Source organism: Photobacterium pectinilyticum (assembly GCF_024357955.1).
In the GTDB taxonomy this organism is placed as follows: domain Bacteria; phylum Pseudomonadota; class Gammaproteobacteria; order Enterobacterales; family Vibrionaceae; genus Photobacterium; species Photobacterium pectinilyticum.
On record NZ_JANEYT010000094.1, the window covers coordinates 1 to 17,708 of the forward strand.

Genomic DNA, 17,708 nt, shown 5'->3' on the forward strand with positions numbered 1-17,708 from the left:
CTGTCTCCATTTGAATGAAAACAAAATCATACGTTTCGGGAAAGCTTAATTGAATGTGGGGTTTATGACGCGCTTACCTATAAAACAGCTAATGGGTAGATTGTTGTAGATTACAAGCTACCCTGTTAGTTTTAGCCAGCAGTACCATGCACCTTTGCCATGTACGATGGGGACCGTAAGCGCTTAAACCTAGATATAAATACCTTTGCATCCACTATATTTGCGAATGCTATTACTGCGAACAACCAGACTACCCCTAATTCGAGTTGAACAATTATCAAACTAGGAATAACGATATTAAGCCAGAGTAATACGACCTTAATCAATGCTGTTTTTGAGACATCACCAAGTCCTCTTAGAGAGGCGGTATAAACGAACTGGAGGCCCAACGGGACTTGAGCCAGACCAATGATTCGGATATAGAGTGCCGCATCAATGATTACGTTTGGTTCATTTGTAAAGACACGAGCAAATGACTCAGGAGTGATTGCCATCAGTGCGCCCACTACCCCCATAAAGAGACACGTCACTTTCGCTGTCACTAATACAACTTTGTCAACATCTTCAGACTTGTTAGCTCCGATAAATCGACTGACTAGAGTAGCAGCTGCCGCAGCTGTCCCTAGACCTGGAAGAAATGCAATGCTCTCAACTCTATAGCCAATTTGAAAGCCTGCCGCAACGGAGGCAGCATAACTGTTAATTAAGGATATTATGAACAACCAACTCAATTGGAATGTAAAGTTCTCTACTACAGATGGAATACCAAGCTTAAGTATGTCTTTGATATGCTTGAAGGAATCCTTTGCATTTATAGAGTTAAAGCAAGATCTTTTGATAACAACGAGATAAAGCCCAACATTAAATAAGGTGGCAACAACTGTTCCTAATGCCGCCCCCTGAATACCTAGCGCTGGCGCTCCCAAATTGCCAAAGATAAACAGATAGTTGAATACTACATTCAGCCCTAAACTCGCTATTTTTATTTTCATTGGCAGCTTGCTGTCGCCAGTTGAAACAAAGTAAGTAAACAGTAAGACATCTAGGTAGATAAAGACTGAGCCTGCAAGCAAAGTTCCGAAGTACAGAGAGCCGAGTTCAGCGACTTCTTCGGTTGTTTGAAATAGCAGATACAAGTCAGCTACGAACGGAATAGCAAGTGTGCCAAGCATGTATAAGGGGAAAGCGATGATAAACATAGCTCCAAGGACATTTGTAGCACTTTGATGCTTATTTGCGCCTGTAAGACGGGCGACTAGTATGCCACCTCCTGTAGCAAATAGGTTGTCGAGAACACCTATTGAGCCAGAGAGCAGAACTAGGCCCATGCCAACAGCAGTAAGCTCGGCTGTACCAAGCTTACCAATCATGAATAGGTCAATAAGAACCATTGCCATATCGAGGAATATCTTTAAAGACACAGGAATGGCAATTATTAAAACCTGCTTTGAAAGTGATTGAGAATTCATTTGCTATGTAACATACACGTTCATGTATGTCTCCATATAGAAATGGAGGCTAGCATCAAGGAGAGTGGTTTAGATTGTTTGCTCCCAGCACTAGCCGCAATTTTCCGCGGCCGAGAAGGGGCACGGATACGTTAGTTACAAGTACCGTTGAGCGTAGATCTAGCTTGGTTAGCTATATCTGTATATTACGCTGAGCGGCGGATTCTATCCGCTGAGGAGAAAATGCGAAAATTCCATTTTATGGTATAGATCATCATGGCCTCCTTTTAGTAACTAATAATCCGTTTAGGTTAGTGAATTTACAGTACACATTTTTGTCTGTCAAACTTCGAGCTAGTCACTATAGCTGTAAGACTTATGTCCTCAACGGGTAAGATTCAAAACTCACTAAAATCTTTGCAGCCATATCTAAACTGTCGATTCCAGAATGAAAGAGGTTTGCCATACATAAGATAATCCGTGCTTTGCTAATTTAGCAAAACCTGTAACTCAGAAATGTCCGTGCGACCTGAAGTCGTATGAAGCGTTGTTCACCACGATAAGAGTGAACCATCTGTATCACCAGATGACCCTAGGTTCCTGAATAAAGCAGCGGAACCGACAATGTAACGAAACTCAGGCGTTAAGCTGAGTGGGAACGGAATCGTGAGAAGATGTTCCTCCTGAGAACCACAACTCGGGTGAGTGCTAGGGAGTCAATATGATGAATGTAATGTGAATCCATGTAAGGTGCGTTATACGATGAAGCAGCGGAAGTGGTTAATACGCTGTAGCCAAAATGGCAACGAGAGTCGGAAAGAGATTGGACATTACTCTTTCGTGATCAGCGTACTCTTCGCACTATAGTGGGCATCTAAGTTGACATTTGACGCAACATACGGAACAGGGTAAGCCTGTATACCTCCCTATGGGAAAGCAGCCTGTGAGGGTTGCCGATAGGTATGCAGGTAAAGGAGGTTAGAGAAAGCGAATGCCCTTTTGTAATGAAGGGGATACAGGTTTATATCTGGCGCGAAAGCGAGCTGACTTCTAACTGGTCTCCCGTTGCGAGATAGCTTGAAGAACTTTATTAAAGAAGAAAAGCAAATGATGATTTCGAATGAAATTAGTGCGTCTTCTGACAACGAACCGTGGTTTCTTATTTACTGAGTCACCATTGGGGCAGTTTTAAAGCTTTAAGTGTGTATCGCAAAGGTAATTTAGTTACTGGGTGCTTAACGGTGCCTTTGTGGAGGCTTGAGCCGTATGCAGTGAAAGTTGCACGTACGGTTCTGAGGAGGGAGGCACCTGGCAACAGGTGCCGCCTATCCGACAAAAGCTTGCTAGAAATTGATCAAGTATAATATCGATACCAAGTAAGTCGATGCTCATCACTCTACCTCCAACTCATCAATCAATGACTGATTTTATTTCACCATAATCATAGCCTCGGGTACGCTATGGGGTGGGATGGTTCATTACATTAAAACCAATGAAGGTTAATTATTTAAATAACAGATGGTTAAACAAGGTTGTGGTGTGGCGAACAGCTTGAATCAATACAGGCTGGTGCATGATGGCAATCAGTTTTATCCGAAGCCGTTAAGGAAAAGCGCCTGATAACAGGCGCTTTGGTGGTTTTAATAGCCACTGACCCAGTCAGGAATAATAATATGATTGTCTGAGCGGTAGGCAAGCCATGCCTGATTTAGTCGCTCAACAACAGCGGGGTGCTTGCGACTGAGATCCTCGCGGCTCGAGGTGTCTTTTTCCACATTATACAGCTGCCAATCCGCGGCGGTATCTAGCATATTGCCAACGAGCATCCATTTACCATCATTGACTGATACCTTGCCAAACAGTTCGGTGATCACGACCCGGCCTTCAGGGCTAGGGGGCGCCAACAGGGAGCGGCCGGAGATCGGATAATGATCATCGCCGATATTTTTGGTATGTGCCTCGGTCATATCGGTAACAGCCAGCACCGTCGGCGCAATGTCTTTTATCGTTGATAAAGAATCTGACATCTCGCCCTTCAGGTTTTTATGGGGATACTTGATAAAGGATACCACCTGCGTCCCGCCAAGGTGCGGATAGCCCTTGAACATATAAAAGCCGGGTGATGCTGCCCGCGCCCAATTGGGCCCGAGAATCGCATAAGAATTTTCTTTCCCCATATTCTCATAGGAAAAATCGTGGCTATTATCGATAGTGGTGCGGATTTTGGGGAATTGATCCATCGGCCAGATCTCATCGAGCGTATGCCCCTCGACACCGTTATCCGATAAGAACACAATCAGGGTATTATCGTATTTATCGAGCTGTTTCAGTTTATTGATCACCTTGCCGGTATAACTATCAACCTGATCAATCATTGCGGCATAGATCTCCATCGCGCGGATCTCGACTTTCTTTTCCTGCTCGGTCAGATCGGCCCAGCGTTTCCCCTCAGGGAAGATCTTAGTCGGTCTGGTTTCGGCGGGGATAAATCCGAGCGCTTTTTGCTGGTTGTATCTTTGCTCATACAGCACTTCATAGCCCTTATCGTACTTGCCGCGATACTTGGCGACAATCTCGTCGGGGGCCTGTAGTGGCCAGTGGGGCGCGGTAAAGCTGAGCACGCCAAAGAAAGGCTTGTCCTTAGTTGCTTCAATATACTCGATGGCTTTATCGGCATAGAATTGCGTGGAGTAAGTGAAGTTCTCCGGCAGTGTTTCAATCAGTTTGCCATTTTCAGAGTAGGGGGCCTTGGCATCTGGTGTCGGAGCGTAGGCTGGCTTCATATCCCGATAATGACTGGCACCGCCGCTATTTAACGCAAAGGTATGAGAAAAGCCCCTGTCAAAAGCACGGCTCTCTGCCCCTTTGCTCAGGTGCCATTTACCCACGTAAAATGTTTCATACCCTTGTTGTTGCAGGGTTTCTGAGATCAGGACTACATTGCGGTTGATCATCCCCTCATAGCCGGGTTTCCCTTGCTGGTTGGGTGCCATCTCCTCGAGCATGTTGCCCAGTCCGGCTTTGTGATTATCAACACCTGTCCATAGCATCGCCCGACTCGGGGAGCAGGTAGGGGCGGTTTGCATATTCGACATTATAAGACTTTGGTTGGCCAACTGATCGAGATGAGGCGTTGGGATCTCACTGCCGAACTTACTTAAGTCCGAATAGCCCATGTCATCAACGACAACAAATAGTACATTGGGTGATTCAGTTGCTGCGTTGGACCCTAGGCTTGCTGCCAAAGAGGCAGCGCCTAACGTTTTATAAAAATTATTCATTTAATTACCTTTTACATGCTCTTTTCAAAACTAAAGCGCAGGTTCGGCTGATATGTTTTGTAAGGACTTCAATCCATGCGTTCCTACTTTCTTGAGATAACCCAAGGGGACTTGGTTTAACCGAGCCTAGTGTTGGCACCGAACAATGTGCTGACTGATAGTTTCGAGTGCTTGGGTTAGCGGTAGGATTTGTTCTGCAGGAAGAGGGATCGGGGTGCGGATCGGCGGCATGACCAAATAGGCCATGCCACCTCCATAGGGCGTCAGGGTGCAGGTCACCACGCCGTCATTGAACTCAATAACCAGGCTGTCGAGATCAATCGCAAGCAGGGTGTTTTTGAGCTTGCGGTCAACCTCTAGTGCTGCTGATACACGAGCGGCAAGATCATCGTTGGTTTTGCCAACAAAAACGCCCCCTCGTGCCCCCTTGAAGGTGATCCGGCTTTGGCTGGTCTCTGCCACTGGATGGGAAAACAGAATGTTCATGGCGCAGGTCCCGCCCATCCAGCGCTTGGTAAACCCCGGTTTTATCTGCAGGGTTTTAAGTCCTGCGGGCAAGCGACTGAAATGTACGACACCTTGTGCTGACTGCCGAGCCTCCCCCCAGTAGGGGGAGAAAGCCTGAGCATGGGTGTAAATTGCTGACTGTGCCATATTAAAGGCATTGGGCTTTGCACTCATAAAACTCTCCCTGTCTTTATTGCCAATTACTCTTGGTCTTGCTCGCCAGTGCGGATGTTATAAGACTCTGCAACGGGAATAACAAACACCCGGCCATCACCGCGATTGCCTTCGCCGGTGCGGGCGGCATTGATAATGGTCTGTACCGCGTCATCTTTCATGTAATCTTCGACCACCGTCATGATCATCTCTTTGGGTAAGTCTTTGTAGTTGATGTTACCCACCTTAAGCCCGCTTTGGCGGCCGCGGCCAATCACCGGTACTTTTGTCATTGCCTGAATATCTACTTCAGCCAGCGCGTCAGTGACTTCAGCCATTTTTTCTGGACGGATAATCGCTTGAACTAAAAACATAATGTCATCCTTTTTAAATTTATACTCGTGACTGCGCTGTATCCATGTGCGAGTCCGGTTCAATACAAAATGTGGCTTGGATCCCGGTTGGTGCCAGGTCGTCACTGACTTTCTTCCACTCAGACTGTGCTTCTTGCATGTCTAATGGTTTGAACAGCGGCTGCTTAACCACAAATTTGAGCCAGACCACGCCATAGACCACCGCCAGTGCCACCAAAATGCCCACCAGGTTGTAGATAGCCTCCGCCATCTCAGGCACCGGGGCGATATTTAAAATTGAGTAACCAATACCCAGTGAGCCGACGATCTGCGGCACAGGATAGAAGCGCGCCTTGTAGGGGCGGCGTGCCTTGGGGTAACGAAAGCGCAGAATAATCACATTGATATGGGCAATGATGTAACAGAACAACCAGGCACAACAGGCTGACAGGATATAGACAATCAGGTTGGGCGAGTTGACGATACCACCGAAGAAGAAAGCCGCAATGCCGCCTGACATGAATAGAATACCGACCCAGGGCGTGCGAAAGCGTGGGTGGATGTTACGGAATACTTTAGGCAGCTCGTGGCTCAATGCCATGCCATATAGCATCCGTGGCACCACGCCAATCACCGTGTTGATGGTACTGGCACTGGCAAATACCGACACGATGGATATCCAGATCATCCCCGGTTTGCCCAGCACAGCCAGTGCCATATCCACATGTGGGTGATTTGAAGCGGCCAGCTGTTCGGCAGGGACATATTTTAGCGAGGCAAAGCCATACACAAGGTTGACGGCAAAAATTACCACAAGGCCAGCGATCATCGCCCGGGGAATGTTCTTCTCTGCCCGTTTGGTTTCCTGCGCCATCGGGGTGACAAACTCAATCCCGATGTAGAGCCAAATCGCCAGTGCCGTGAGGCTGAATACCCCAGTGCCCAAGGCATTGAATGGGATCTCAGTCAGCTCGGGTGCGGGTAGGGCGCCAATGCCAGTCAGGCCAATAAAGCCGAGCAGAGCGATTGAAATGATCATTGTGAGCGTAAATATAATCTGCAGGCGGGCAAAGATATCGACACCAACGATGTTCATGACCATCAGAAACCCGAGCACCAAGCCACCGAGCAGCATGGGTGACAAACTCGGGAAGAAGGTTTCGGTCAGCACCGAGCCTGCCACTGTCAGCTCGGCTGGTGCGGCTAACAGGTTGGGCACCAGATAGCCAAGTAACGTGGCAACAACCGCCGGAAGTGCGCCCATCGCAACCCGGGTATAGGTGCGAATGCCGCCCGATGCCGGCATCATACAGGCAAGCTCGGCATAGCTTTGTGCCGAGAAGTGTTGCAACAGCCAGGCGGCAATCATGGCGATGACAAAGCCGCCGCCGGCAATGCCCATTCCCTGGCCGAGTGAAACCAGTGTACTCGAGGCGACAACGCAGCCAACCGCGACGGCAAAGCAAGACCAGAAGCCCAGCGTTTTTTTGAGATTAGTACCCATCCTTGTATCTCCTTATACATGTCGGGAATGCTTAACCTAATTACTCACATGGCAAGTCGTTAAGGTCGGGCTTGCGCTGTGACAGGTTATTTTCGATTCTATGATCAGCCTCACAGTCTGTCTTGTATTTTTGCGACATTGCTGTTGGTGATAGCTATTACTGAGCCCTGTTGGCAAAGCGCTGATAACCAAGGCCACTGATATCAATCGATGGGGCTTCATCGCACGCAAGTTCAGCCAGCACGGTACCGACCGCCGGCGCAATGCCGAAGCCGTGGCCGGAGAGGCCGCAGCCCAGAATTAATCCCGGAGCATCCTCAACCTTGCTCAGAACCGGCACCTTGTCTTCACACCAGTCGATGATCCCAACCCAGCTCCGTACCACCTTGGCGTGCTTCAGTGCTGGCAGGTAGCTGAGGATCCCCTCGCAGGTCGCGGCTGTCGCTTCGATGGGTGTGTGATCCGCAGCGCTGCGCATCTGGTTGGAGTCCAGCGGGGTGCCGCCACCGAAAACAAACGAGCCGTGGGTGGTTTGATGGCCGTAGAAGTCGGCCATCGCGGTACCGAGCATTTGATAAAACATCGGCGGCTGGGCGTCGGTGATCAGGGTATCGAGAAAAATCGGTTTCATCGGTACATCCACCCCGACGCTTTGCGAGATAGGGCGGCTTTCAAGGCCGGCTGCCAATACCACCTTATCTCCCTCAAATTCACCATCGTTGGTGACCACGTTGCGGATCTCACCGGCGACCATTTTCAATGACAATACATGTTGTTCGGTTAAAAACTGCACACCGAGCTGGCGTGCACGATTGTAAAAGCCCAGCGTTGTTTGCAACGGGTTGGCGTGGCCATCGCTTGGGCACCAGCTGGCGCCGATCACCTCATCAGACAGGTGCGGGCAGAGCTCCCTGATCTCTTCACTACCGATCATCTGGACATTGAGCCCCTGCTCAACTGCTGTTGCGGTTAAGCCGGTTAAGATATCGAGATGCTCATCAGTTTTGCCAAGGCGCAGATTACCGTGCTGATAGTATTCAACATCGACACCCAGCTCTTCGCTCAGGGTCGGCCACAGGTGTTTCACCCCATACATCGCCAAAGGTAGCTCGCGTTTATCCCGCCCTGATTGGCGCACCCCGCCGCCGTTGCGGCTAGAGCCGCCGTAACCGATGACTTTGCTTTTTTCCAGCACAATCACCGATTTGCCTTTTTTAGCCAGATAATAGGCGGTAGCACAACCGATGATCCCGCCGCCGATGATCACAACATCTGCCGTTCTTTTCATAGTGTCTCTCTTTTTGTCATTCTGTGGGCGAGCCGCGCTTGGCTGCCACCAACCGGTCACGTTTGGTTGTTATGTTGCCGCCTTAGCTTTTTTCACTCAGCGCCATATTGGCGTACTGCTCAATGCTCAAGGGTTTGAGTGGGGTGCGGATCTTGAGTGAGCCGACTTCTTGGATGTCGATAGCGCAGCAATCGGCGATCATCTCGGAGATAGTCGCCGCGCACATCCGCCCTTGGCACGGCCCCATGCCGGCGCGGGTTTTACCTTTGATCTGCGCCGGATGACGGGCGCCCTGAGCAATTGCCATGCGGACTTGGCCGGCGGTGATCTCTTCACAGCGGCAGATCAGTATCTCATCGTCAGCCGGGTTGGCGAGTTGAGGATTGGGCGGGAAGACATGATCGAGGAAGGGACGGATCGAAAGCTCTTTGTTAAGGTTTTTGCGGTGCTCCAGCGCCAGCTGATCGCGTACCTCTTCGCTGATCTTGCCCAGTTTTTGCGCACAATCGAGTGCGGCAAGATGACCCTTGGCTGTCGCTATCGGTCCGCCGCCGATCCCAGCGCTGTCGCCAGCGATCGAGACGCCAGCGACACTGGTTTGTCCCCAGGTATCAAGCTCCGGTTTAAAGTATCGCTGCGGGGCATACCATTGATGCTCGCAGTTGAGCGACTGGCTCAGGCGAAGGTTGGGGACTACGCCCTCATGGAGCAGAACGGTATTTGCCGCTATGTCTTTCTGCTTGCCGAGATAGCGAAAGCGCAGGCCTTCTGCCTGGTTATCGCCAACAACTTCTAGGTCGCGACAGCCGATATACAGGGGTACGCCTGCACGCTTGATCTTAAGGCGCATCTGCAGCCCTTTGAAGAGGTAGGAGAGATTGAACAGTGCTTTGGGCAGAAAAGGCGCAGCCTTGATATAGTCTTTGATACTTGCCGTTTCTACCATCGCTGCAATCTCGACCCCGTTATCAATCAGGTGACAGGCCGCGAGTAGCATCAGTGGCCCGCTACCGGCCAAGACCACAGGTTCTGTTGGAACCATGTTGGCGGACTTAAACAAGATATCGGCTGCTGCTGCGCCCATCACACCCAGCAGGGTCCAGTTTTTGATAGGCACCGGACGCTCAACCGCGCCGATGCACAGCAGCATTCGTTGCCCGCGAACCCGCTCTACCACTCCGCCGGTGAGCAAATCCACCTCGAAATCGCTGGCGATATTCAATACCGTGGTGTTTGGCATATAGGTGACATCAGATGCGCGAAAGACCTCGATAAGCGGTTTGCCGGCAAAGTAGTCTTTACCCAGTATATCGATATTTTCCGGACGGCTGCGCTCCATCGAGCGATAGATCTGACCGCCGGGCTCCGGCTGCTCATCCACCACCAGGATCTTAAGTCCCAAGCTGCTGCCTGTAACTGCCGCGGCAATACCGCTGGGCCCGGCACCAATAATGATAAGATCAAAGGTGTTATCCATTGGTCATCTCCTTGTGGCTGCGTTGGCGATTGATGATCATCCCATCCCGGACTTGGATAGCGCAGGCTTGCTGATTGGGAATGCCATCGATTTCCATCAAGCATTCAAAGCAGACCCCCATCTGGCAGTAACCGGCACGGGGGGCGCCGCTGATTGGCGAGGTGCGGTTGTAGCCAATCCCTGCTGCCATCACCGAGGCCAACACGGTTTCGCCAACCGGCACCTGTAATGGCTCGCCTTCAACAGTGATAGAGACAAACTCTCTGGCAAGGCTGGTTTCATGCAACCTTTTCAACATACTTAACTCCTAGTTACTACCGGTGGGGGCTTGCTGCCGAGTCGTTTTTTTTATGCGTTTATTAACCGGCGTAGACTTCGCTGCCAATCATCGCTTCAAGCTCTATTTCAACCAGTTGACTCGGGCGATTGAGTTTCGGGGTTTCCACCATGGTAAACAGTGGGCGGAACTCCTTGAAGAACTCACTGTACGCCGCGCCAACATCCTTGGCCTGGGCCATATCGGTGACATAGGCCTTCACTTTGTAGACATCTTTGGCACCGGCACCAGCTCTATCGAGTAAGCCGATAAATTTATCGAAGATAAACTGTGCCTGCTCATAGGCTGTGGTGCCTGATACCGAGCCGTCCGGCAACACAGCAGTCGTGCCGCCGATGTGGATCTGGTTGCCGACCTTGACCATTCGCGAGTAACCGGCTGAGTCTTCAAGCGGCGAGCCTGATGAATAATTGATCCGTTGCATGATGTTATTCCTTATTTAAGTGCCGGTTCTTCCCACAGGTTCAATGACACCCCAATGCCTTTCTCTAACGCGTTGCGATAGATTTTGGTACCCCACGCCACATCTTCCACCGGCATGCCACCGACAGACATCACAATAATTTCCTCATCATTTTGGCGGCCCGGTGCTGCACCTGCGACGATCTCCCCGAGATCTTCAAGCTCATCGAGTGACATCAGTCCTTGCTCAATCATGTCCATAAACCGCACACCAACCAGCGGGATAATGTTATGAGCAGGTTTTGGCACCTCTTCAAACCATGCCTGATAAAGTCCGGTGTTATCGAGCACCTTGCGCACCCCGGCCTGCTCCATGCCTTCATCAAGGCGGCAACTGGCTGGCATTGCCAAAAATGCGCCCGGTTTCACCCACTCACGCTTCACCTCTGGGTAGGTGGATGGATCGCCGGTTTCGCCCGAGTTACAGTAGCTGATCACATCGGCGCCACGGACCACATCCTCGATGGTGTCAACGATTTCAACATTGGTGATCTGCGGGTAGGTTGCCGCCAGCCAGGTCAGGAAACTATCAAGGCTTTTCTTGCCGCGGCCTTTGATTTTGATCGTATCAAGCTCAGGACAGGCGGCGATAAAGGCCGCTACTGTGGTCTTGCCCATTACCCCAGGTCCAAGCAAGCCAATAACCTTTGAGTCTTTTCGCGCTAGGTGACGTGCGCCGACGCCAGGGATTGCCCCTGTGCGGTAGGCAGAAAGCAGGTTGGCTGACATATAGGCGAGCGGCGCGCCGGTATCGATATCATTTAAGATGAACATCAAAATCGAGCGTGGCAGGCCTTTTTCCCGGTTGGCAATATTCGAGTTGTACCATTTCACGCCACAGGTCTGAAAATCACCACCAAGGTAGGCCGGCATCGCCATCAGCCGGCGGTCGGCGGTGGGTTTTGGCATGGTGGCAAATGGCGATTCATCGGGGAAGGTGACCATTGCGCCGTGGGAGTCGTTATTGGGGCCGGCCATGCGGTAATCGCCCTTATGCAGTAGCTCGAACATCTCTTCCATGGTATCGACACAGGCGGGCATATCGGTTACGCCGGCCTTGATCATATCCTGCTCTGACAGGTAAATAAAATCTATCTTGGTGCTCTCTGACATATCATCACCTCTATCCCTAGTGTTGGTGTTAGCGTGTTGCTTTCGATACTATTTCCAAGGCTATGGTGAGTATTGTATTTTTGCGACATGGCTCTTATTTCACCAATAACCGGGTTGGCATTGCACTTGCTAGATAGGGTTATTACTCAAGGATTAGAGAGTCGCTATGTCTGGAACCGCATTGTTATCGAATATCTCTGGTATTCACTCCAAGCAGCCCTTTTTTGTGCTGAATTCCGAGCATTTTCATACCCACCTGGCGCCGGATAATCCAGAGGTCTCGCATTTCTACAGCTTCAAGGCGGGCAGCTCACAAGAATCGACGATTGCGATTCCGGATGGCTGTATTGATATCATGTTTGACTGTGATGCAGGTTCACCGATAGGGCAGGTGTGCGGTACCCGGCTTGAAGCCAGCGCGACAAAGTTCAAGCCAGGTCATCGCTATTTTGGTTTTCGCTTTGTACCTGGGGTGCTGCCGGACTTTCTCGCCCTCTCGGCGCAAGATTTGATTGATCATGAGGTTAACCTGGCTGAGGTGATGACTGATTATGACTTTTTGCTAGATCAGGTGATGGACAGTGGCAGTTTCTCGCAGCAGGTGGTTGGGGTAAGTCAGTTTCTCAAAAGCAAACCGCAGCGGGAAACGACAAGACTGAGCGATCAGATCATCGCCAAGATCCGCCAGCACAAGGGCAATATTCAGGTTCAGGAGCTGGAAAGACTGTCTGGCTACACCAGCCGTACTCTGCAGCGGATCTTCAAAAATGACATTGGCTTGACCCCAAAAGGGTTTAGCCGGGCGATTCGCTGCCAGTGTGCGGTGTATGACATCAATCACAATGATGAGTTGGTGTTTTCTGAACTCGCTGCCGATTTGGGGTTTAGCGATCAATCACACTTTCTCAAGGAGTTCAAAAAGCTGGTCAAAGCTACGCCGCAGGAGTACCTGAACCGGGTGAAACAAAAGACCTACCTTGAACGGATCCAGTGCCACTGAGGGGCAATCTTGGTGCAAGGCGCACCAAGATTGGATTTTTTAACTGTAGATGCGAGCGCTCGTTGTGCTTACTTAGCGCCAGTGATATATCAAATTATCTTGATGATGCGATGAGTCGATATAATGGATCTTTGTTTAGGCAGGGTATATAAAAATCACGGTGATAGGGGCGTGATTTACTGGGTTGGTTTGTTATTACGGCTTAAACATGCTGCACAACCCTCATTCTGTGGTGATAGACACCATCGAGGGTTAATACTATCAAGGCGCACCAGATAAAAGAAAAGGTGTATCCGTCCCGTATCGTGAACATAGCAGCTGCGCTGCAATTGGGCGCGTGACAGGTTTATGCGTATAATTAGGCTTTTCACTCGCTATGATGACGCTCCGATAACCTTTACTGCTCATGGTTACACGCCCTTCTGTCAATTCCCCGTATCAACCTAGGCCAATTCACTTCCTGTTTGAATACAACAAAGCCTGGCAACGCATGGTGGAGACAGAGGCCAACCTTCGAGATATCGAAATCACTGAAGTCGCTAAAATGCTTGCCTGTGGTAAACCTGCATTAGGCGGCAAAACATTACATTGTGAAAATGACGACTGTCTCCATACCAAAACGATTTGGTTTACCTGCTCCAGCCGCGCCTGTTCACGTTGTGGCAAAAAAGCCACAGATAACTGGATAGTGCAGCAGGTAGAGCGATTACCCAATTGCCCTTGGATGCACATGACGTTTACGATGCCCGATGTCTTCTGGCCGCTTTTTCTCCACAACCGACAGTTACTGGATAAGCTCAGTCAACTGGCCGTCGATAACTTACTCTATGCCGCCAAACAACAGGGATTAGAGATTGGAATTTTCTGCGCCTTGCACACCTTCGGCAGGCGGTTAACCTGGCATCCCCATGTCCATGTTTCGGTCACTCTCGGTGGAATGAATGGGCATGGTGACTGGAAAGCGCTTGCCTACTGCCATGGAAAAATTGAAAAGCGATGGCGACATCGCCTATGCGATTTGCTGCTATCGGAATACGGCACACTGAATATCGAAGATACAGAGAGTCACTGCCGAGATTTTGATGAACTCCGGCGCTTTGTTAACCGCCAGCGACAGCGTTTCTGGCATGTGCACTTTGCAAAGAAAACCCAGCATCCGAAAGCCACCATCAACTATCTCGGCCGGTATATTAAACGCCCCCCGATAGCAGGTGCAAAGCTGGCCCACTATCGCGGTGAAGCCAACCTATCATTTCGTTACCTTGACCATCACACGGGAAAATATGAAACGGAAGAGGTCAGCCAGCTTGAGTTGATTAGGCGGCTTATCCAGCACAGGTTTTGTCGCAAAATTATACTGAAGTACAAATGACTGTTTTCCAAATACAACTAGGCTGCTAGGTTATAAAACTGTTCCCAAGCTGGCATCTCGTCATGATTATCTAACTGCTGGTTCTTAATCATTGACCACAGCTCAATACCTGCCAGTGTAGCCTTTGCACCTTCATCTGATTTCCACCCTAAGCACTGATGCATTTTGCCTTTCACTTTTCGATGACTTTGTTCGACAATATTGTTCAGGTACTTAACCTGAAGCACTTCAATCAAGCTGAGTATCATCCCTGCTAGCCAGAGTTGGATATTGATATTGTGTAGAGCCAATGCGTTGGCACCACTCTTATCAATAACCACTTTGTCATGTAACCCGTTTTGCCCTATGGCCTTGATGAAAAAGGCTCGAGCCGCCTTTTCGTCACGGCGGTCACAGAGTAAAAAGTCGATGATGTTACCGTGCTTATCTACGGCTCGGTAGTAATACTTCCACTGACCTTTGACGTTAATGTAAGTCTCGTCCATCCGCCACGAAGAGGCGACAGGCTTCTTTCTTCCGCGAACTCGATGCTCCAACAGTGGCGCATATTTGATGACCCATCGGTTGATAGTTGAGTGATCAACGCGGATGCCCCGCTCTGCCATGATCTCTTCGATTTCACGGTAGCTGAGTTTATAAGAAACGTAATAGCGCACAACGAGGAGGATAATGTCGGAAGGAAAGTGGCGACCGGAAAAGTTGATAGTCATAATGCTAAAAGTAATGAGTGCTGACGGATATCCTAACTCAGCACTCCTGTTTGCGACACAACCGGATAGTATTGGTTCTCCATCAAATCAGACTGCCGAAGATTATTATTTAGTACGCTCAAATCCAATTTACGGGCATTTCCGCTGGGTACTAGCTAGAAACATGCTCCATATGGCTGATCTAGCGTTCTATATTGAAAGCCATAAAGGAACTACAGAACCACAAGAAATACTTGAAGCTTCAAGTTTTGAAGCATGTGACCTTGCAGATAAAAGCTTGCTTACTGCAAGTAAATAAGCAGTCAATGGGTAGTACTAACTTTTTCAGATCCGCTTCGGCGGGTCTATTATTGCTTTGAGACTATTTACCTCTCACAAAATGCTCACTGAAGCCGTCAAGCTTCATCAATAAATGTTAATAGCATATGATGTTGGCCTATATGAGGAAAAGTAAGCCAAACTTTCGACTTTGGCTCGAAATCATAAAAGACTGATACGAAAAGGTGACTTCCGAGTTACGAAGTACCAACAGGGCTTTGTTGCGTAAATCGAAATTAAGCCGAGCGGATTCAGCACTCGTTTGGAGTTAATCAACTCTAGTTGTTTTAGGCATGGCAAGGCTCGACAGCTTATTTAAGGCTCGAACAGCAGCATAAGCTTCACCGACTTGAGCATCATAATCTCGTAGACTCAGGCTGGAACCAAGAAGACGTTTATATCTCGACATTGCCGTTTCGGATATCGACCGTGAATGATAGCCCGACGTTTTCTTCCAGTGCTCATTGCTACCATGAATGCGTTGGCAAGCAACAGCTTGATTTCTCGGGTGCCTATCTTCCCAGTATGCAGCACCACTTCTTGGTGGTATGAGTGGCCGTGCTTGCTTACGTTTAATCGCTTGATAACATAGACGAGTATCGTAAGCGCCATCACCTGATATTGATTGGATTTTGCGATGAGTTTTCTTTAATAATTCAGGAAGAACTTCACCATCAGTAACCGTTGAAAGAGAGAGCTCAGCACTGATAACCTGGTGGGTATCAGCATCTACAGCAAGATGAAGTTTACGCCATAAACGCCGCTTTTCGACACCATGCTTCTTGGCTTTCCATTCGCCTTCGCCGAACACTTTTAGCCCTGTAGCATCAATAGCGAGATGCCGAATTTCACCTCTGACAGGCATTTTAATTGAAACATCAACGTCCTTTGCTCTTCGGCTGAGACGAGTGTAACTTGGACATTGAAGTGACACTTTCATTAACGCCAATATCGAGTTAATAAAGCCTTCAGTAGCACGCAATGATAGGTTGAATAGCCTTTTAATCATCAATGCTGTAGTGATGGATAGATCTGAGTATTGATTACTGCGACCACGCCCGCCATGGTGAGAAGAACATTCCCATGGCGATATCGCTTCCTCATCAATCCAGAAGGTTACTGAGCCTCTATTGATAAGGGCTTGATTGTACTCTCTCCAGTTATGGGTCTTGTAACGAACTTTGGCCTTATTCATGATTCATATAGCGAATGATGGAACATGAGCGATCAGATCGTCACTTTCGGAAAGAGTTCAAACTGAATTACGCAACAAAGCCTACCAACTGTGAAAGTTCTGGACAGAAGCAAGTTATGCGAAATCTGATAAGTCGCTTATCTCAGATTAGCAAAAGTATCTTAAAGTCTTAGACGCTTGCATGCTCGTGCTGACTGGTAGCCAAACCGAGCCAAGTAATGCCATACTTTTTTCACTTCTTGCTCATCGTAGCCCTGCTTTGTAACCGCTAAACCCAGTATCTTTGCATTTATGCTTCCGTTTTGGGCCAGCTCTTTAGCGAGTTCTATATACTTATGGCCTCGATAGTCAGGATAACGACTTATTTCTTCAAGACTAAGCCGATAACCTTTATGCCATTTAACTGGAATACCTAAGTTCAAAGCTTGTCGCTCAATAGGGCCAGTGCGAAAAATTGGATCAAGAACGAGACATTCAATGTCGTCTTTTACTGAGATTTCGCCGTGAATATGTGCTTCGATATAGTCGTCTAACAAGTCTGAGTTTGAAGCTAATGCTTTATCTATTAAAGGGCTAACTCGATTGAAAACAGCAAAGTCTTCAGGTTCAAAATAGCTGTCGGGATAGCAAAACGTTGTTCGAGCAGAAACATGAGGTTTAAGTTGGAAGTACGAAGATCCAAACCGTGGAGATGCTCCTGTTTCGTAGTTTCTGAAATTTAGAGCACCATATTTTGGTCGAAGACTATTTAAAGCATTATCATATGCCCCGTCAAAAACCTTTTGTTCCCAAAGCCAACGTTCACCGCCAGCATAAGCGGTCAAACCACCATTGCTTGTACCTGTTTCAAACTGGGATTTCAGGTAGCCGCCGTTCGCTATTGCTTGAAGTATTGGCTTATTCTCAATCGTAAAGCGATCTGGATGGAAATTAATTGTAACAGCACTAGTCATCGAAGAATCAATACCTTGAGACTTGAGTCTGATATTCTCAATTGCTTGCTCTACTACATTTTTAGCCATGAAATCTCCTATTTTCGACAAAGAGCATAACGCTTTTTATACGGCTTTTAGTCACCTATCATGCAGCCTTTCCAATTACAGTTCAATTAATAACGCTATGTTCCTTTTAACTGTTGCTGAAGACTTAACATCCTGTTTTCGTTAATTTCTTCAGTCACATCCATGTAT

General features: G+C 48.7%; 16 protein-coding genes. 3 read left to right on the forward strand and 13 right to left on the reverse strand.

Annotated elements, in window-relative coordinates; translation table 11 throughout:
- Positions 1-131: 131 nt before the first annotated feature.
- The 10 genes from NHN17_RS22845 to NHN17_RS22890 all read right to left on the reverse strand — a co-directional run bounded on the left by NHN17_RS22845 (position 132) and on the right by NHN17_RS22890 (position 11,923).
- Positions 132-1,469 (reverse strand): MATE family efflux transporter, encoded by a 1,338-nt coding sequence (locus NHN17_RS22845; protein WP_255044965.1) that lies wholly within the window; start codon positions 1,467-1,469, stop codon positions 132-134.
- A 1,619-nt stretch (positions 1,470-3,088) separates the two neighbouring features.
- Positions 3,089-4,729: an arylsulfatase gene (locus tag NHN17_RS22850; RefSeq protein ID WP_255044966.1), complete on the reverse strand. Its 1,641-nt coding sequence runs from the start codon at positions 4,727-4,729 to the stop codon at positions 3,089-3,091.
- Positions 4,730-4,855: 126 nt separating this feature from the next.
- Complete coding sequence (locus NHN17_RS22855; protein WP_255044967.1) at positions 4,856-5,410, reverse strand: DUF3156 family protein; 555 nt, start codon at positions 5,408-5,410, stop codon at positions 4,856-4,858.
- 26 nt (positions 5,411-5,436) lie between these two features.
- Positions 5,437-5,763, reverse strand: a complete 327-nt coding sequence (locus tag NHN17_RS22860) for a P-II family nitrogen regulator (RefSeq protein ID WP_255044968.1) — start codon at positions 5,761-5,763, stop codon at positions 5,437-5,439.
- Positions 5,764-5,782: 19 nt separating this feature from the next.
- Positions 5,783-7,246: an APC family permease gene (locus tag NHN17_RS22865; RefSeq protein WP_255044969.1), complete on the reverse strand. Its 1,464-nt coding sequence runs from the start codon at positions 7,244-7,246 to the stop codon at positions 5,783-5,785.
- Between the two features lie 157 nt (positions 7,247-7,403).
- The gene (locus tag NHN17_RS22870) at positions 7,404-8,594 is read right to left on the reverse strand and encodes an NAD(P)/FAD-dependent oxidoreductase (RefSeq protein WP_255044970.1); all 1,191 of its coding nucleotides are present in this window, start codon (positions 8,592-8,594) and stop codon (positions 7,404-7,406) included.
- Positions 8,595-8,616: 22 nt separating this feature from the next.
- On the reverse strand, positions 8,617-10,011 hold the full coding sequence (locus NHN17_RS22875) for an FAD-dependent oxidoreductase (protein WP_255044971.1): 1,395 nt from the start codon (positions 10,009-10,011) through the stop codon (positions 8,617-8,619).
- Positions 10,004-10,309 carry a (2Fe-2S)-binding protein gene (locus NHN17_RS22880; RefSeq protein ID WP_255044972.1) on the reverse strand — a complete coding sequence of 102 codons (306 nt, stop codon included), beginning with the start codon at positions 10,307-10,309 and terminating at the stop codon, positions 10,004-10,006. The genes NHN17_RS22875 and NHN17_RS22880 overlap by 8 nt, the downstream gene beginning before the upstream one ends.
- Before the next feature lie 61 nt (positions 10,310-10,370).
- On the reverse strand, positions 10,371-10,772 hold the full coding sequence (locus tag NHN17_RS22885; protein ID WP_255044973.1) for a Rid family hydrolase: 402 nt from the start codon (positions 10,770-10,772) through the stop codon (positions 10,371-10,373).
- A gap of 11 nt (positions 10,773-10,783) precedes the next feature.
- Positions 10,784-11,923: an ornithine cyclodeaminase family protein gene (locus NHN17_RS22890; RefSeq protein ID WP_255044974.1), complete on the reverse strand. Its 1,140-nt coding sequence runs from the start codon at positions 11,921-11,923 to the stop codon at positions 10,784-10,786.
- Between the two features lie 166 nt (positions 11,924-12,089).
- On the opposite strand from NHN17_RS22890, the gene NHN17_RS22895 reads away from it, so the two are divergent.
- Together NHN17_RS22895 and NHN17_RS22900 are read left to right on the forward strand one after the other, a co-directional pair.
- Positions 12,090-12,923: a helix-turn-helix domain-containing protein gene (locus tag NHN17_RS22895; RefSeq protein WP_255044975.1), complete on the forward strand. Its 834-nt coding sequence runs from the start codon at positions 12,090-12,092 to the stop codon at positions 12,921-12,923.
- A gap of 406 nt (positions 12,924-13,329) precedes the next feature.
- Positions 13,330-14,295: an IS91 family transposase gene (locus tag NHN17_RS22900; RefSeq protein WP_255044976.1), complete on the forward strand. Its 966-nt coding sequence runs from the start codon at positions 13,330-13,332 to the stop codon at positions 14,293-14,295.
- 17 nt (positions 14,296-14,312) lie between these two features.
- Here the strand turns inward: NHN17_RS22900 and NHN17_RS22905 are convergent, their stop codons facing one another.
- Positions 14,313-15,005 carry an IS6 family transposase gene (locus NHN17_RS22905; RefSeq protein WP_255044977.1) on the reverse strand — a complete coding sequence of 231 codons (693 nt, stop codon included), beginning with the start codon at positions 15,003-15,005 and terminating at the stop codon, positions 14,313-14,315.
- Position 15,006: 1 nt separating this feature from the next.
- Between NHN17_RS22905 and NHN17_RS22910 the strand changes: the two genes are divergently transcribed.
- Positions 15,007-15,303: a hypothetical protein gene (locus tag NHN17_RS22910; RefSeq protein WP_255044978.1), complete on the forward strand. Its 297-nt coding sequence runs from the start codon at positions 15,007-15,009 to the stop codon at positions 15,301-15,303.
- Positions 15,304-15,591: 288 nt separating this feature from the next.
- On the opposite strand, the gene NHN17_RS22915 is transcribed toward NHN17_RS22910, so the two are convergent.
- Together NHN17_RS22915 and NHN17_RS22920 are read right to left on the reverse strand one after the other, a co-directional pair.
- Entirely contained in the window at positions 15,592-16,518 is a 927-nt protein-coding gene (locus NHN17_RS22915) for an IS5 family transposase (protein ID WP_255044979.1), read from the reverse strand.
- A gap of 161 nt (positions 16,519-16,679) precedes the next feature.
- Positions 16,680-17,540: a DUF3626 domain-containing protein gene (locus NHN17_RS22920; RefSeq protein WP_255044980.1), complete on the reverse strand. Its 861-nt coding sequence runs from the start codon at positions 17,538-17,540 to the stop codon at positions 16,680-16,682.
- Positions 17,541-17,708 lie beyond the last annotated feature (168 nt).

Coding starts and splice junctions, on each gene's coding strand:
- NHN17_RS22845 (WP_255044965.1), bottom strand. CDS start 1,469: ATGAATTCTCAATCACTTTCAAAGCAGGTTTTAATAATTGCCATTCCT.
- NHN17_RS22850 (WP_255044966.1), bottom strand. CDS start 4,729: ATGAATAATTTTTATAAAACGTTAGGCGCTGCCTCTTTGGCAGCAAGC.
- NHN17_RS22855 (WP_255044967.1), bottom strand. CDS start 5,410: ATGAGTGCAAAGCCCAATGCCTTTAATATGGCACAGTCAGCAATTTAC.
- NHN17_RS22860 (WP_255044968.1), bottom strand. CDS start 5,763: ATGTTTTTAGTTCAAGCGATTATCCGTCCAGAAAAAATGGCTGAAGTC.
- NHN17_RS22865 (WP_255044969.1), bottom strand. CDS start 7,246: ATGGGTACTAATCTCAAAAAAACGCTGGGCTTCTGGTCTTGCTTTGCC.
- NHN17_RS22875 (WP_255044971.1), bottom strand. CDS start 10,011: ATGGATAACACCTTTGATCTTATCATTATTGGTGCCGGGCCCAGCGGT.
- NHN17_RS22880 (WP_255044972.1), bottom strand. CDS start 10,309: ATGTTGAAAAGGTTGCATGAAACCAGCCTTGCCAGAGAGTTTGTCTCT.
- NHN17_RS22885 (WP_255044973.1), bottom strand. CDS start 10,772: ATGCAACGGATCAATTATTCATCAGGCTCGCCGCTTGAAGACTCAGCC.
- NHN17_RS22890 (WP_255044974.1), bottom strand. CDS start 11,923: ATGTCAGAGAGCACCAAGATAGATTTTATTTACCTGTCAGAGCAGGAT.
- NHN17_RS22895 (WP_255044975.1), top strand. CDS start 12,090: ATGTCTGGAACCGCATTGTTATCGAATATCTCTGGTATTCACTCCAAG.
- NHN17_RS22900 (WP_255044976.1), top strand. CDS start 13,330: ATGGTTACACGCCCTTCTGTCAATTCCCCGTATCAACCTAGGCCAATT.
- NHN17_RS22905 (WP_255044977.1), bottom strand. CDS start 15,005: ATGACTATCAACTTTTCCGGTCGCCACTTTCCTTCCGACATTATCCTC.
- NHN17_RS22910 (WP_255044978.1), top strand. CDS start 15,007: ATGCTAAAAGTAATGAGTGCTGACGGATATCCTAACTCAGCACTCCTG.
- NHN17_RS22915 (WP_255044979.1), bottom strand. CDS start 16,518: ATGAATAAGGCCAAAGTTCGTTACAAGACCCATAACTGGAGAGAGTAC.
- NHN17_RS22920 (WP_255044980.1), bottom strand. CDS start 17,540: ATGGCTAAAAATGTAGTAGAGCAAGCAATTGAGAATATCAGACTCAAG.